We start from the raw sequence: 13,459 nt of genomic DNA, 5'->3' as shown, positions 1-13,459 counted from the left end.
CGCCCCCCGCGGGGGGGCGATGGACCCGGTTCGTGGCCGCCCGCAGGGAACGTCCCGGGAGCGCGTGTTGTCGCATTTTAATGCGCATTAAATTCATCCCTGGAAGGTTCCGCCTCCCGGCGACGGGCGGGTTGGCCGTGATGGGGCTGCTGATGATGTGCCCGGCGATGGCAGCCACCACGGATGTCGCACCCGTGGCCGTGGCCCGTTCCGAGACCATCCCCATCGTCCGGGAGGAGCGGGTCACCGGCACCGTCACTTCACCCCGCACCTCGTCCCTGTCCACCCAGGTGGGCGGCATGGTGGCGGCGTTGCCGGTGGATGCCGGCGACCGCGTGGCGGCGGGCGGGTTGCTGGTGGAACTCGACCACGAGTTGGCGGATCTGAAACTGGAACTCTTCGATGCCGCGGCCCGGCGGGCGCGGGCGGAGCTGGCGGATGCCCGCCGGCGCCTGCGGGAGCGGCGCGCCCTGGAGCGGGATCAGACCATATCGGCCAGCGAGCTGGAGGCCCGGGCCACGGCCGTGGCGGTGGCCGAGGCCGAGATGGCGGGGGCGGCCGCGGAGGTCCGGCACCAGCGGGCCGTGGTGGCGCGGCACCGCATCACCGCCCCCTATGACGGGGTCATCAGCCGCCGGGTGGCGGAGGTGGGGGAGTGGGTCTCCCCCGGTGACACGGTGGTGGAACTGGTGGCCACCACCGGCCTGCGCTTCGACTTCCGCGCCCCCCAGGAACTCTATCCCCGCCTGAACGAGGATACCGCCGTCGAGGTGTTCCTCGACGCCCTCCCCGGACGACCCATCGCCGGGCGTATCCACGCTGCGGTGCCGGTGAGTGACCCCTCCGCGCGTACCTTCCTGCTGCGGGTGTTGCCGGCCGAGGACGCCCATCCCACCATGACCCCGGGCATGTCCGTACGGGGCATCCTGCGCCTGGAAACGGGACGCAGGGGGGTGGTGGTGCCCCGTGACGCCCTGCTGCGTTATCCCGACGGCCGCGTGTCGGTGTGGGTGGTGGAGCGCTCCGCAACCACCCCCCGGGCGCGGGAGCACCAGATCCGGCTGGGCCTCGCCTTCGGTGACGAGGTGGAGATCCGGGACGGCCTGGCGAGTGGTGCGACGGTAGTGGTGGAGGGCAATGAGGCCCTGCGGGACGGCCAGGCCGTCCGTGTGCGCGGCGGCGACTGAGGGGCGCCATGTTCGAGGCCATCATCCGCCGCGGGGTGCTGATGACCGTCATCGTCCTCATCCTGGGGGTGCTAGGGGTCCTGGCGGCCCTGCGGATCCCGGTTCAGATGATCCCGGACCTGGAGGTGCGCACGGTGACGGTACAGACCTCCTGGCCCGGCGCCACGCCCCAGGATGTGGAGAAGGAGATCCTCATCGAGCAGGAGGAGTACCTGCGCACCATTCCGGCCCTGCGCCGCATCATCTCCCGCGCCTCCAGCGGTCAGGCCGAGATCGAGATGGAGTTCCCCTTCGGCGTGGACATCACCGAGACCCTGATCCGGGTGAACAACGCCCTCAACCAGGTGCGTCCTATCCGCTGAACGTGGACGAGCCCCGGGTCTACGCGACGTCGTTCTCCCAGAACTCCTTCATGTATTTCCGCATCGCCCCGTTGGAGGGTAATCCCCGGGGCCTCGACATGGACATGATGCGGGATTTCGTGGAGGACCACGTGCGCCCGCGCATGTCCGGCGTGCCGGGCGTGTCCCGGGTGGGCGTGGGCGGCGGCGCCGAGCGCCAGGTGCGGGTGCTGCTTGATCCGGAGGCCCTGGCCCAGCGGGACCTCACGGTGCTGGACGTGCGCGAAGCCATCACCGCGCGCAACCGTGACGTCTCCGGGGGTGAGCTGGAGAGCGGCAAGCGCCGCTACCTGCTGCGCACCGTGGGGCGCTTCGACGAAGTGGAGGACATGGACACCCTCATCATCGCCCGCCGCGGCGACGCGGTGATCCGCCTCGCCGACGTGGCCCGGGTGGTGCTCGACCATCAGGAGGTCCGGGATGCCTCCTTCGTCAATCGCCAGCCCGTCATCAGCCTGTCCGTGCGGCGCATCACCGGCTCCAACGTCATCGACATCAAGTACGCCATGATGGACCAGGTGGCGGCCATCAACGAGGAGATGCTGCGGCCCGCCGGCATGGAGATGGCCCTCACCGCCGACGACGTGACCTACGTCGAGGACTCCATACCAGCAACGAGGGCGGTACCCGCAGCGTCAATCTGGACATCACGGGGCCGCGGCTCGGGCCCATCTACGATGTCGCCCTGGCCGCCTACCGGCGTGCGGAGGAGGTGTTCGACGGGCCGCGCATCCAGGCCAACCCGTCCACCCTGTCCCTGGCCCAGCCCCTCATCGAGGTACGCCCTGACTGGGACCGGGCCAGCGAGGTGGGCATGAGCGCCGGGGACCTGGGTTTCACCGTGGCCGCCCTCACCGACGGCGCCTTCGTGGACGAGTTCTTCCTGGCCGACGACAAGATCGATATCTACCTGTACAGCGGCGCCGGTCCCGGGGTCGGGGTGGGCGAGCTGGAGCGGCTGCCCATCTATACCCCCCAGGGCGCGGTGTTGCCCCTGTCGGCCCTGGCCTCCGTGGTGCAGACGGTGGATACCAGCACCATTCGGCGGGTGGAGGGCCGCCGTGCCGTGACCCTCAACATCATCCCTCCCGAGACGGTGGCCCTGGAGACCGGCGTGGAGGTGGTGCGGCAGGAGGTGCTGGGCCACCTGCGCGAGACCGGCGCCATCCCCAGCGGCATCACCATCGACATCTCCGGGGCCAGCGACCAGCTCCAGGCCACCCAGGAGGCCCTGCGGACTAACTTCGCGGTGGCGCTGGTGATCGTCTACCTGGTGCTGGTGGCCATTTTCTCCCACTGGGGCTATCCCCTGCTCATCATGGTGGCCATTCCCCTGGGCGTGGCCGGTGGCATCGCCGGCCTGTGGCTGCTCAACCAGGGTGGGGCCCTGCTGCCCCTGGCGGGCCTGCAGGCCGTGCATCAGCCCTTCGACATGATCTCCATGCTGGGCTTTCTCATCCTCATGGGCACGGTGGTGAACAACCCCATCCTCATCGTCCATCGTGCCATGGACAACGTGCGCCACGAGGGCATGGCGGCGCTGGATGCCGTGCGCGAGGCGGTGGATGCCCGCCTGCGGCCCATCGCCATGTCGGCCATCACCACCATCGCCGGGCTGTCGCCCCTGGTGTTCCTGCCCGGCGCCGGCGCCGAGCTCTACCGCGGCGTGGGCGCCATCGTGCTGTTCGGCATCCTCGGCGCGGCCATCGTCACCCTCACCATGCTGCCCGCCCTGACGGTGTTCGTGTTGAGCCTTCAGGAGCGCCGGTAGCGGACCTGAGGGGCCTGTTGCGGGAGAAACGCCCCGGCGCGAGGCATGCGCGGCGGGTTTGAATGTCGGGATGAATCCCGACCTACAAAAAGCGTAACCGCAAAAGACGCGAGTGACGCGAAAAGGGAGAAGGTCAGGGAGGAGTGGCCGTTTGAAAAGGCGCAGCGGATCCACCGTTTCGGCTTCAGCATAGCGGACGCACGGGTAATAAACCTTTTCCCCTTTCCCATTTCCCCTGGGGAGAAAGACAGAGGCGTAGGTCGGCTGCTCTTGGCAGCCGACGGAAACTCGGCGCTTTGCGGGCGCGGATGTCGGTTGCCGAGAGCAAGCGACCTACAGACTGCTTGACAGGAAACGGAGTATCTACATTCGTGCCGAAGGAATGGGCGGTGGGGGTGTCGTGTCGGGCTGTAGGTCGGGCTTCAGCCCGACATCCCGCCAGGCGGAGCCAATAGCTGGGGTGAGCTTGCGAACCCCACGAAATGCTCTTTCCCGTGCCATGCCCGCGTCCTTCACGTACAGATCCCGGTGCTCAGAAATTGAGCCTGGCGTCGGCGCGAAGGATGTAGTCGGTCTCCAGGGCGCCGCCGTTGAGGTCCTGTACCACCGGCACCTGCAGCGCCCCCTCCAGGATCCACCGCCGGCCCACGTATTGAGGCCCCGGCGTGAGAAAGAGCCGTGTGCCGCCGGAGTCGGGGTCCCTGCGGCCATCGATGCGGTTCCTGCCCTCATGGATCAGGTTGACCTCCAGGGCGCCGTAGATGAAGGCCGGTACGCCACCGGCAATCTCCAACGGATTCAAGCGATATTCCAAAGACCCATCCAGGCGCCAGACATCCCCGGCCTCGAAGTCGTCGGCCACGGTGTTCTCCCGATAAGTGATCTGCCTATCCATCTGGTATCTCAGGGTCTGGTGGGTCATGACGATGCCGCCGAAATAGTCCCACGATCCGGAGCCCGCCTGCACACTGGCCGGCAGCCGGCCATGGGAATCACAGTCGTCATCTCGCCCGTGGGCGCCTTGATCCCGGCGAAGGGCGCGACGCGTAGCCAGGGCATTCTCGCCATAGCGCATCACCACGATGCCACCCACGGTCACGCCCTGGTCGTCGAGTTTACCCTGACCGCGCTGCATGGCCGGCCCCAGGGCCACCGTGCCCACGTCGCTGATGGTGACGGGCACGCCGCCCGGCGCCAAGGTCTTCGAACACCAACGGACGGTCCCCGAGCTCCAGGTACTCCTGTTGTGCGGCCAGCAACTCCGGTCCGTTGACGGTGAACAACTTCTGGCCTTTCTCGACCGGGGCGCCGACGTAATCCACGTGCAGCTCGCCGATCCAGGCATCGAACTTGAGTGCGACGTCGGCCAGGCGCGTCTCGCCGTAGGTCACCCGGCCCACGGCGCGGATGGCGCGGGTCAGGTCCCTTGTGAGCATCACTCTGGGAGCCCCACCGTGTTACTCGCGCCATGAGGGTCGCTGATAGGGTTGTCCGCGGTGTTGCTGCCACATGGGCGGGCCGTCCCGGTAGCCGCCTCGGGACATGTCGTTCCGCCGCTGTTGCCACAGGGGTGGTCCCGGCTGGAATTCCGGGTAATGCTCGTGATAGCGGTGCTCTCTCTTCCGGGGTGCGGTGTTGAAGGGGGCATCCTGCCGTGGCCTGGACTCATGGCGTTGGTGCTCCTCGGCCGACCGGTCGTGCCGGGGGCGATGATGCCGGTCATCCATCATGGGACGCGAGTGGTGCGGGTGCTGGTGGCGGCTGTCGCGGGACGTATCGAACTGGGCCATGAACTGGGCCGTCGCGGATGGGGCGGAGCAGACGATCGCCACGGTGGCGAATAGAGGGATTAGTTTCATGGGGTCTCCAGTGTTCGGGTCAGGCTTGCATACTTGCATTAAAGCAGAGACCAATTATCTCCGCGGTCTGACACTAATTACTGTTATGCAAGTGTGGCGCCAGTTTTTGTGTTTAACTCCCATGGCGATACGCGCCGCCCGGAATGATAAAAGAGAAGCGCGTATCGCCATGCTCGTTCCCTCACCCCATCCCTGTACTCCGGGCATCCTGCCCTTCGCCCTGCGGGCCGCCCAAGGCGCGTTCAAATCCGTTCCCGACGGATTTGTCCCAGAGGGAGAGGGGGAGAGCGTGCTTCGCGGCTTGCACCTTAAATGGTTGGGACCTGAGCACGGCGGGCGTGCCGAGATGTGGCTCGGCCAGCAGATGAAATACGACCTGTGGCAGGTTGCTCGACCTCCGACCGATCTTCGATTCTTATGTGGGCGAGGGGGGAAAGGTGCCGGAATACGGGGAGGATCTCTTCCCTTTCGAAGCCGTAGTACCCGCGCATCACCCACTCGAACTCGAGCAGCACGGTCTTGCAGACCATGAGCGGATCACCCGCCTCGATGAGCTTGCGCGCCGCCTCGTGCTGCTTCGATGCCTCGGTATCGGCGCGGTCTTGGATGTAGTAGCGAGCCAGGATGTTGGTGTCCAATCCATTCACGGACCGGACGATCCCCTTTTCAGCAGTGTCGACGGATCGAGATCGGTGGCGACGGCAGCTTTCTTACTCTTGAGCATACCGAAGCCGCTTTCCTCGACCTCCGCAGGGGTGCTCACCAAGTGCAACTGCACGTGGTCTCCCACAATAGTGAATTCCACCTTGCTGCCCTTGCGGATGCCCAACTTTCGCCTGATCGCCTGGGGAATCGTTACCTGGCCCTTGCTGGTGACCGAGGTGGTTTCCATAATATGACCCTCAAGGTAATACTCAGTAGGAGTATACCGGGGTTATAGTCGAGACAAGCACAAACCAAGAAACAATAGTCTCTCGCCAAGACGCAAAGAACGCCAAGGGATCAGCAGTCTCTTCCAGCCGATTGGCGATGCGGGTAATGCTATGCTTCATGAGCGCCTCGCCGAAATTAAGCAAGGGACTGCCGGGATGGTTTTGCTATCAGCCGGTTCTTCATGGTGGTAGGAGGACCTGTCGTGGTCGCTCCGGTTGTCTGCGACGACGATCAGCTGTGGCCGGCGAGCCAGCCCTCCACGGCCTTGCGATCCGGCACGCCGCCGGCATGGACCACGGTGCCATCGATGACGACGCCGGGGGTGGACATGACGCCGTAGCCCATGATGGCGGCGATGTCTTCCACCTTCTCGATCTCGATGTCGACATTGCCGGCCTTGGCGGCCTCCTCGATGAGGGCCTGGGTGCGTTTGCAGTTGGCACAACCCGTGCCGAGTACCTTGATGTTCATCATGGTGTCACTACCTCTGGTTTGATGGCCTCCATGGAGGCGGAAACGACATAGGCCTCGGCCTCATGTCCGGGCGCCCAGTCGCGGATGAATTCCCGGCTCTTGTCCTGGGGCGCGATGCGAATGGCATCGAAGCCCGCGTCCCTCAACATGGTCTCCAACTCGTCCACGGGGCGGGCGCCGGCGATGCAGCTGGTATGGAGGGCCAAGTCGCGGCGTGTCTGCTCCGGGATTTCCGCACTCGCCACCACGTCGCTGACGGCGAGGCGGCCACCAGGCCTGAGCACGCGGAAGGCCTCGTGGAATACCTGTTCCTTGTGGGGCGAGAGGTTGATCACACAGTTGGAGATGATCACGTCGATGCTGGCATCCGCCACGGGCAGGTGCTCGATCTCGCCGAGGCGGAACTCCACGTTGCGGTAATCCCCCCGCCGGGCATTCTCCCTGGCCTTGGCCAGCATCTCCGGTGTCATGTCCACGCCGATGATGTGACCGCCGTCACCCACGGCGCGGGCGGCGAGGAAACAATCGAAGCCCGCCCCGCTGCCCAGGTCCAGCACCGTCTCCCCCGGTTTCAGGCCCGCGATGGCCTGGGGGTTGCCGCAACCCAGGCCCAGATCGGCGCCCTCGGGGATGGCGCCGAGGTCTGCATCCGAGTAGCCGAGCCGTGCCGAGTCGATGCTTACGGGTGTTGATCCGCAACAACCGCCGCCGCGGGCCGCGTCGCCGTAGGTCTCGCGCACGGCATCGCGAATGGAGTTCTGATCAGGTTCGTTCATGGCATCTGGCATGTTACTTGGGAAGTTGTTGAATGAAGTCGCGGGCGTCGTCTCCCCGCAGGTTGTCGGCGAGGCCTATGAGGCCATCCTTGAGGAATTTGGCCGGGATCCCCCGGGAGCGCAGATAGAGCATGGCGATGACGGCGCGGGGTGTGTGCGGGCAGGCGGTGACGATGACCTTGCTGGTATCCAGTTCGTCGAGCCGGGCGGGCAATTCCGGCAAGGGGATGTTCGTGGCCGGGCTGACCTTCCAGGCCGCGAACTCCTCCGGAAAACGGATATCGATCAACTGTGCATTGCCTTCCTTCAACAGCTGGATGAGGCCTTGGCTGTCCATTTTCATGTCCTTGCGCGCGGCGTAGTCGAAGTTCGTGATGTATTGCTCCAGCCCCCGGTCAGTGGCCAGCGCCTCATCGGCCAGCGCTTCATCGGCCAGCGCCGCGGTGCACAGGGAGAGAAACATCAGTACCACAGTCAATGTCTTCATGAGCTTGCTCCTGTAAGGATATGCTGCGGATTGGCCTCCCATGGCCAAGTCAGCGCGGAAGGTGAAAACACGGTTTTCGCCTTCCTTCATTGTCGATGGCCCATGCCATCGCACAAGCACGTGGCATCCTGCCGCGCGTAGGACACGCCGAATTCTTCGGCGTGTCCTCGATGTGTTCATTCAGACCGGTACCGACGCTCCAAGGAGGTTGAAGCCCCAGCCCACCAGCATGAAGGCGATGGCGAGGACGCCCGCATAGAGGGCGAGGGCCGGCCAGCGGATCACCTTGCGCAGGATGATCATCTCCGGCAGCGACAGGGCGGCGATGCTCATCATGAAGGCCAGCGTGGTGCCGATGGCCACACCCTTGCCGAGCATGGCCTCGGCCACCGGGATGACACCGGTGGCGTTGGAGTACAGGGGCACTCCCAGCAGCACGGCGCCGGGTACCGCCAGCCAGTTGCCCTCGCCACCCAGGTGCTCTGTGACCCAGTCCTCGGGCACGTAGCCATGGAACAGGGCGCCCACGGCGATCCCCGCCACCACCCACTTCCATAGCCGGCCGACGATCTCCCGCACCTCGCCCCAGGCGTAGCGATGGCGGCCGGCCAGGGAGGTGTCGGGCCGGGCCATGGTCGCCTCGCCCATGTGGATCTTCCACACGTAGTCCTCCACCCAGCGCTCGACGCGGAAGCGCTCCATCACCACGCCGCCCACATAGGCCACGGTGAGGCCGGCGGCCACGTACATCAGGGTCAGCTCCCAGCCCAGGATGCCGATGAGGATCACCACCGCCACCTCGTTGATCATGGGGCTGGCGATGAGGAAGGAGAAGGTGACCCCGAGGGGGATGCCGGCCTCCACGAAGCCGATGAACAGCGGCACCGACGAGCAGGAGCAGAAGGGTGTCACCGCGCCCAGACTCACCGCCGAGGAGCGCGCCAGCCACTTGGGTTTGCCGCGCACGTAGGCGCGCACCTTTTCCGGTGACAGCAGGGCCCGGAACAGTCCCATCACGTAGATGATCACCACCAGCAGGGCGAAGATCTTCGCCGTGTCCATGACGAAGAAATGAAGGGCGGCACCGCCATGGGTGGCGGGGTCCAGTCCCAGCCACTGGTAGACCACCAAGTCGGCGAGGCTATCGAACATGGGTATCAGCCTTTCTCCGGTGAGGGCAGGGCAGGTTCATTCCAGCGGTTTGCCGGCCGCGCGCCAGCGGTCGATGCCACCGGCCAGGTACCAGGCGTTCTCGTAACCGAGCAGGCGCAGGGCCATGACTACCTGGGTGCTGCGCAGCATGGTCTGGCAATACACCAGCACCGGCTGGCTATGGTCGCCGGCCAGGGCATCCAGCAGCGGGTCGATATCGGTATAGGGCACGTGGACGGCGCCGGGCAGGAGGCCGCCTTCCTCCACCTCGGCAGGGCTGCGCACATCGAACACCAGGTAGAACTCATCGCCCGGATCATCGGGCAGGGCCTCCGGTTGCAGCAGGAAGTTCTCGATGGGCCCGGCGGCGAGATAGGTGACGATGGCGTTGTCGAGGCCGTCCCGGGGCGCGGCCGCAGCCGACCAGGGCAGCAGGAGCGCCAGCAACAGCCCCAGGGCCGCGCCGGGGAGGATACGAGGTTTGAGTGATGCCTTCATTGGTGACTCCATATTCTTATCCATCCCTAGAGGGTTGAGGATGCGGCCGGTCCGGCCCCTGCGGGGCGCTGCAAGGGCGGGCCGGAGTTATCCGGCAGCCGCGCCGGGTGCGGGAAACGATTGAACGGATGTGGGTCCATGGTTGCTAAAGGGCGGATTCCAGTTGCAGATAGGTCCGGTGCAGGTTGCGGCGGTGCCAGTCATCGTAGAAGCGCAGATGGCGGAAGGCCGGTGCTTCGGCCAGGGCCTCGATGGTGGCGCCAATCTCCATCCAGTCCTCCAGTGCGCCCCCTACCCGGTCCGCCAGCGAGTGGAGATAGTCGCCGGTGTCCGCCGTGGCCTTCGCCATGTCGCCGGGCCGGCCGTGGCCCGGCACGACATGTGCGGGTTCGAGGGCCGCGATGGCATCGAAGGCGTCCCGCCAGGCCACCACGGACGTGAAGGGATGGATGCCCAGCATGCGGTCATGGAAGACGAAGTCCCCGGTGAACACGACGCGCTGGCGGGGCAGCCACAGCACCGCGTCGCCGGGGAAATGGCCGTTACCGGGCCACATGAGTTCAAGGTCCAGGCCGCCCAGCTGCAGGGAGGCCCGATCGGCGTCGATAGGGGCCGGGGCGTAGGCCGGCCCGATGTCCTCTACTACGTCGCCCAGCAGCCCCCGCAGGCGCGCCAGGTGGGCATCCACATGGGTCTGCTGGGCCGCCACCGTGCGTTCCAGGGCGATGATCTCGGCACCCTTCGCGGCGAAATAATCGTTGCCCAGCCAGTGGTGGTCCTGGGCGCCGATGTTCACCACCCAGCGGATGGGTTGGGGCGTGACGCCGGCCACCGTCCGTTCGATAAGCGCGGCGCCCGCGGGACTGGCGCCGGAGCCCACCAGGATCACGCCATCATCCGTCACCACGAAGCCCAGGGTATTGTTGAGGGCGTGGTTTTCCACGCTGCGGGGGCCGATATCGCCCACCAGGGCGTAGGCCCGGTCGGTGACACGCTCCACTTCCAGGGTGAAGCCCGGGGCGGCGGTGTTGAAGCCGGCCAGGAGCACCGCCACGAGTACACCGGGCCAGGGCACGGCCCGGCGGCGGTGGTTGTCGCGGCAGTGGGTGGGCATGGAAGCGGACATGGGGGCTACTCGATGGGCTATCCCGATTTGGGTCATCGCCGATTTAACGGGACTTCACGGGGCCCAATACCGACGGTTTGAGTTCCTTCACCAGGCCGGCCAGGCCGCCCTTGACGAACACCGCGTCCTCGAAGCCCACGGCCCGGAGCAGGGCGGTGGCGAAGGCGGCGCGGTAACCGGATAGACAGACCACCGCGACGGGGGTGTCTGCCGGCAGGCGGTCCAGGTTCTCGGGTTTGAACAGTTCATCCAGCGGGATCCACAGGGCCCGGGGATGGCTGAGGGCCACCATGGCGTGTTCTGCCGGGGTGCGGATGTCGAGCAGGACGGGGCCCTCGCCCTTGGCGAGCGCCTTCACCAACTCCGGGGCATCGATCTTGGGCGGTGCCTCGGCGAGGTTCTGGCGGTCCATCTTGCCGGTGAGTCCCTCATGCAGGCGCGTCGCCAGATCGGCGTCATAGGCTGTGGCGATGCCTGGCAGGGCGAGGGCTAAAGTACAGAGCAACAGGGTGTAGAGGCGTGGTTTTGTCATGGAATGCTCCTTTTGTGAGTAGTGGTTTGGGATGCCACCGTGGGCGCCCCGATCCGTGCCTGAGTTCCGCCGCGGCGGCTCACGGGCCGGCAAAGGGATTCTCGGCGCACCGCAGGGGGCTGTCATTAAAAACATTCAATGACCGTGTCGCCAGACAGGCCGGTAGCCGGCCGTGAGCCTACTGGCCATGCACATGAAGCGCCGTCGGGCAGCACTCCTCGTAAGGCGGCACCCCCTCGCGGCGCTCGTACCAGTCCTGGGTGCGATTCACCAGGCGTACCACCAGCAGCATCACCGGCACCTCGATGAGCACCCCCACCACGGTGGCCAGCGCCGCGCCGGATTCGAAGCCGAACAGCACGATGGCGGTGGCCACCGCCAGCTCGAAGAAGTTGCTGGCGCCGATGAGGGCCGACGGGCCGGCCACGCAGTGGGGCGAGCGCACGGCGCGGTTCAACACATAGGCGAGCCCCGAGTTGAAGAACACCTGGATGAGGATGGGCACCGCCAGCAGGGCGATGATCAGCGGTTGGGTGATGATTTGCTCACCCTGGAAGCCGAATAGCAGCAGCAGGGTGGCCAGCAGTGCCACCAGGGATACCGGATGCATGGTATCGAGCACCCGCTGCAGGCGCAGGTAGCCGTGCTCGCCCCGCAGCAGCCAGCGCCGCCACAGGTTGGCGATGATGAGGGGCACCACGATGTAGAGCACCACCGACAGCAGCAGGGTCTCCCACGGCACGGTGATGGCCGACAGCCCCAGCAGCAGGCCGACCACGGGGGCGAAGGCGAAGATCATGATGACGTCGTTCAGGGCCACCTGGGTGAGGGTGAAATGGGGTTCGCCGCGGGCCAGATGGCTCCATACGAACACCATGGCGGTGCAGGGCGCCGCCGCCAGGATGATGAGGCCGGCGATGTAGGAGTCGATCTGTTCCGCCGGCAGCCAGTCGCGGAACAGCCAGCCGATGAAGAACCAGGCCAGCAGGGCCATGGAAAACGGCTTGACCCCCCAGTTGATGAACAGGGTCACCCCCACCCCGCGCATGTGCTGGCGCACACCGGCCAGGGCCCGCAGGTCGATCTTCAGCAGCATGGGGATGATCATCAGCCAGATGAGCACCGCCACCGGCAGGTTGACCTGGGCCACCTCCAGCGCGCCCACCACCTGGAAGGCGCCGTTGAAGAAATGACCCAGACCGATCCCCGCCAGAATGCACAGGAACACCCAGGCGGTGAGATAGCGCTCGAAGAAGCCCATCTCCGCGCCGGCGGCGTGCTTGGCGGTGGTCTCGCATTGGGTGCTCATGGTGTCTTACCTCGCTCGGATTCCAGCGTTTCGATCAATGCCTCGACGCGGCGCCGCACCTCGTCGCGGCTGGCCCGGAATACGGCCATGATCTCTTCTTCGGTGCCGGTGGCCTTTGACGGGTCCTCCAGGGGCCAATGCTCCTTGCGGGTGCCTGGCGGCAGCACCGGGCAGTGTTCGTCGGCATGGCCGCACACCGTCACCACCAAGTCGGCGGTGGCAAGCATCTCCGGGGTGACCCGGCTGGAGGCCTGGCCGGAGATGTCGACGCCCGCCTCGGCCATCACCGCGATGGCCCGGGGGTTCTGGCCGTGGGCCTCGATGCCGGCCGAGTCCACCTGGAGCCATGGCCGGCCCAAGTGCCGGGCCCAGCCCTCGGCCATCTGGGAGCGGCAGGAGTTGCCGGTGCACAGGAACAGCAGGTTCATGGGGTCTACTCCTTAGGGGTGGGCTTGGGCGAGGGTGGTGTGGGGTTCAGGCACAGCAGCGGATGGGCGGGCGGTCCGGCATGGCCGCCAGGGCCTCGCGGTCCCGGCGATAGGGCGGCTGGCCCGCGAGGCCGGTGCCGGCCCTCGCCACCACCTGTGCCGCCCAATCCGGGAGTTGCGGGTGGAGCCGGTAGTGGACCCACAGCCCGTCGCGCCGGTCCTGCACCACGCCGGCCTCCCGCAGCAGGGCCAGGTGGCGCGAGATCATGGGCTGGGAGACCTCCAGGGCATGGGTCAGCTCGCACACGCACAACGCGCCCTCGTGATGCAGCAGCACCACCGCCCGCAGCCGCAACGGATGGGCGAGGGCGGCGAAGAATCTGTCGGCGTCGAAGGTCATGGGCGAAATATACGATTCTTCATATATAACAACAACCATATATTAATTAGGACTACCTCATGGCCTTTGACGTCGATCCATACAACGGATATGTCTTTAGGCTCGCCTGCAGAATCTGTGGATGAA

16 protein-coding genes and 1 pseudogene are annotated in these 13,459 nt (G+C 66.1%); 2 read left to right on the top strand and 15 right to left on the bottom strand.

From position 1 onward, the window contains the following. Positions 1 to 167: 167 nt before the first annotated feature. Positions 168 to 1,187, top strand: coding sequence for an efflux RND transporter periplasmic adaptor subunit (locus U5S82_23655; GenBank protein ID MDZ7754562.1), 1,020 nt, complete (start codon positions 168 to 170; stop codon positions 1,185 to 1,187). Positions 1,188 to 1,195: 8 nt separating this feature from the next. Next, a pseudogene (locus U5S82_23650) lies at positions 1,196 to 3,359 on the top strand (efflux RND transporter permease subunit). 532 nt (positions 3,360 to 3,891) lie between these two features. On the opposite strand, the gene U5S82_23645 reads toward U5S82_23650, so the two are convergent. From U5S82_23645 to U5S82_23575, 15 genes are all read right to left on the bottom strand, one after another. Continuing rightward, positions 3,892 to 4,542: a hypothetical protein gene (locus U5S82_23645; protein ID MDZ7754561.1), complete on the bottom strand. Its 651-nt coding sequence runs from the start codon at positions 4,540 to 4,542 to the stop codon at positions 3,892 to 3,894. Beyond that, the gene (locus U5S82_23640; GenBank protein ID MDZ7754560.1) at positions 4,475 to 4,795 is read right to left on the bottom strand and encodes an efflux RND transporter periplasmic adaptor subunit; all 321 of its coding nucleotides are present in this window, start codon (positions 4,793 to 4,795) and stop codon (positions 4,475 to 4,477) included. The genes U5S82_23645 and U5S82_23640 overlap by 68 nt, the downstream gene beginning before the upstream one ends. A gap of 21 nt (positions 4,796 to 4,816) precedes the next feature. Beyond that, on the bottom strand, positions 4,817 to 5,218 hold the full coding sequence (locus U5S82_23635) for a hypothetical protein (protein ID MDZ7754559.1): 402 nt from the start codon (positions 5,216 to 5,218) through the stop codon (positions 4,817 to 4,819). 308 nt (positions 5,219 to 5,526) lie between these two features. Then, a complete protein-coding gene (locus U5S82_23630; GenBank protein MDZ7754558.1) occupies positions 5,527 to 5,856 on the bottom strand; it encodes a PIN domain-containing protein in 330 nt (109 codons plus the stop codon). 5 nt (positions 5,857 to 5,861) lie between these two features. Continuing rightward, positions 5,862 to 6,110: an AbrB/MazE/SpoVT family DNA-binding domain-containing protein gene (locus U5S82_23625; protein ID MDZ7754557.1), complete on the bottom strand. Its 249-nt coding sequence runs from the start codon at positions 6,108 to 6,110 to the stop codon at positions 5,862 to 5,864. Positions 6,111 to 6,382: 272 nt separating this feature from the next. Further along, entirely contained in the window at positions 6,383 to 6,625 is a 243-nt protein-coding gene (locus U5S82_23620) for a thioredoxin family protein (protein ID MDZ7754556.1), read from the bottom strand. Beyond that, positions 6,622 to 7,401: an arsenite methyltransferase gene (locus U5S82_23615; GenBank protein ID MDZ7754555.1), complete on the bottom strand. Its 780-nt coding sequence runs from the start codon at positions 7,399 to 7,401 to the stop codon at positions 6,622 to 6,624. The genes U5S82_23620 and U5S82_23615 overlap by 4 nt, the downstream gene beginning before the upstream one ends. Positions 7,402 to 7,414: 13 nt before the next feature. Then, a complete protein-coding gene (locus tag U5S82_23610; GenBank protein MDZ7754554.1) occupies positions 7,415 to 7,888 on the bottom strand; it encodes a rhodanese-like domain-containing protein in 474 nt (157 codons plus the stop codon). Between the two features lie 180 nt (positions 7,889 to 8,068). Continuing rightward, positions 8,069 to 9,040 (bottom strand): permease, encoded by a 972-nt coding sequence (locus tag U5S82_23605; protein MDZ7754553.1) that lies wholly within the window; start codon positions 9,038 to 9,040, stop codon positions 8,069 to 8,071. Between the two features lie 36 nt (positions 9,041 to 9,076). Next, a complete protein-coding gene (locus U5S82_23600) occupies positions 9,077 to 9,538 on the bottom strand; it encodes a rhodanese-like domain-containing protein (protein MDZ7754552.1) in 462 nt (153 codons plus the stop codon). Between the two features lie 145 nt (positions 9,539 to 9,683). Continuing rightward, a complete protein-coding gene (locus U5S82_23595; GenBank protein ID MDZ7754551.1) occupies positions 9,684 to 10,664 on the bottom strand; it encodes an MBL fold metallo-hydrolase in 981 nt (326 codons plus the stop codon). A 43-nt stretch (positions 10,665 to 10,707) separates the two neighbouring features. Then, on the bottom strand, positions 10,708 to 11,196 hold the full coding sequence (locus tag U5S82_23590; protein MDZ7754550.1) for a rhodanese-like domain-containing protein: 489 nt from the start codon (positions 11,194 to 11,196) through the stop codon (positions 10,708 to 10,710). A 178-nt stretch (positions 11,197 to 11,374) separates the two neighbouring features. Then, entirely contained in the window at positions 11,375 to 12,457 is a 1,083-nt protein-coding gene (arsB, locus tag U5S82_23585) for an ACR3 family arsenite efflux transporter (protein MDZ7754549.1), read from the bottom strand. A gap of 44 nt (positions 12,458 to 12,501) precedes the next feature. Then, the gene (gene arsC / locus U5S82_23580; GenBank protein MDZ7754548.1) at positions 12,502 to 12,933 is read right to left on the bottom strand and encodes an arsenate reductase (thioredoxin); all 432 of its coding nucleotides are present in this window, start codon (positions 12,931 to 12,933) and stop codon (positions 12,502 to 12,504) included. A 46-nt stretch (positions 12,934 to 12,979) separates the two neighbouring features. Further along, positions 12,980 to 13,333 carry a metalloregulator ArsR/SmtB family transcription factor gene (locus U5S82_23575; GenBank protein MDZ7754547.1) on the bottom strand — a complete coding sequence of 118 codons (354 nt, stop codon included), beginning with the start codon at positions 13,331 to 13,333 and terminating at the stop codon, positions 12,980 to 12,982. Positions 13,334 to 13,459: the final 126 nt, after the last annotated feature.

The organism is Gammaproteobacteria bacterium (assembly GCA_034522055.1).
In the GTDB taxonomy this organism is placed as follows: Bacteria; Pseudomonadota; Gammaproteobacteria; order JAABTG01; family JAABTG01; genus JAABTG01.
The sequence above is the reverse complement of the archived record's forward strand: the minus strand, read 5'-3'. Positions and strand labels throughout refer to the sequence as shown.

Bases quoted from the DNA above. Each gene is read 5' to 3' on its own strand.
- U5S82_23655 (MDZ7754562.1), top strand. From the start codon at position 168: ATGGCAGCCACCACGGATGTCGCACCCGTGGCCGTGGCCCGTTCCGAG.
- U5S82_23640 (MDZ7754560.1), bottom strand. From the start codon at position 4,795: ATGCTCACAAGGGACCTGACCCGCGCCATCCGCGCCGTGGGCCGGGTG.
- U5S82_23635 (MDZ7754559.1), bottom strand. From the start codon at position 5,218: ATGAAACTAATCCCTCTATTCGCCACCGTGGCGATCGTCTGCTCCGCC.
- U5S82_23625 (MDZ7754557.1), bottom strand. From the start codon at position 6,110: ATGGAAACCACCTCGGTCACCAGCAAGGGCCAGGTAACGATTCCCCAG.
- U5S82_23620 (MDZ7754556.1), bottom strand. From the start codon at position 6,625: ATGATGAACATCAAGGTACTCGGCACGGGTTGTGCCAACTGCAAACGC.
- U5S82_23615 (MDZ7754555.1), bottom strand. From the start codon at position 7,401: ATGAACGAACCTGATCAGAACTCCATTCGCGATGCCGTGCGCGAGACC.
- U5S82_23610 (MDZ7754554.1), bottom strand. From the start codon at position 7,888: ATGAAGACATTGACTGTGGTACTGATGTTTCTCTCCCTGTGCACCGCG.
- U5S82_23605 (MDZ7754553.1), bottom strand. From the start codon at position 9,040: ATGTTCGATAGCCTCGCCGACTTGGTGGTCTACCAGTGGCTGGGACTG.
- U5S82_23600 (MDZ7754552.1), bottom strand. From the start codon at position 9,538: ATGAAGGCATCACTCAAACCTCGTATCCTCCCCGGCGCGGCCCTGGGG.
- U5S82_23595 (MDZ7754551.1), bottom strand. From the start codon at position 10,664: ATGTCCGCTTCCATGCCCACCCACTGCCGCGACAACCACCGCCGCCGG.
- U5S82_23590 (MDZ7754550.1), bottom strand. From the start codon at position 11,196: ATGACAAAACCACGCCTCTACACCCTGTTGCTCTGTACTTTAGCCCTC.
- arsB (MDZ7754549.1), bottom strand. From the start codon at position 12,457: ATGGGCTTCTTCGAGCGCTATCTCACCGCCTGGGTGTTCCTGTGCATT.
- arsC (MDZ7754548.1), bottom strand. From the start codon at position 12,933: ATGAACCTGCTGTTCCTGTGCACCGGCAACTCCTGCCGCTCCCAGATG.
- U5S82_23575 (MDZ7754547.1), bottom strand. From the start codon at position 13,333: ATGACCTTCGACGCCGACAGATTCTTCGCCGCCCTCGCCCATCCGTTG.